Below are 241 nucleotides of genomic sequence, written 5' to 3' on the forward strand. Positions count from 1 at the left end.
TGCGTAGGCGGCCCGTTAAGTCAGATGTGAAAGCCCCGGGCTCAACCTGGGAACTGCATTTGAAACTGGCGGGCTAGAGTTGGGTAGAGGGGGGCGGAATTCCGGGTGTAGCGGTGAAATGCGTAGATATCCGGAGGAACACCAGTGGCGAAGGCGGCCTGCTGGGCCCGAACTGACGCTGAGGCACGAAAGCGTGGGTAGCAAACAGGATTAGATACCCTGGTAGTCCTGTCTCTTATAC

1 rRNA gene is annotated in these 241 nt (G+C 57.7%); it reads left to right on the forward strand.

The features are described 5' to 3' along the window. Positions 1–241: ribosomal RNA gene (locus ACTHTA_RS11620) — 16S ribosomal RNA — on the forward strand; the annotation flags it as partial.

Origin of the sequence: Neisseria sp. P0013.S005, from assembly GCF_051958425.1 — a bacterium.
Lineage (GTDB): Bacteria > Pseudomonadota > Gammaproteobacteria > Burkholderiales > Neisseriaceae > Neisseria > Neisseria subflava.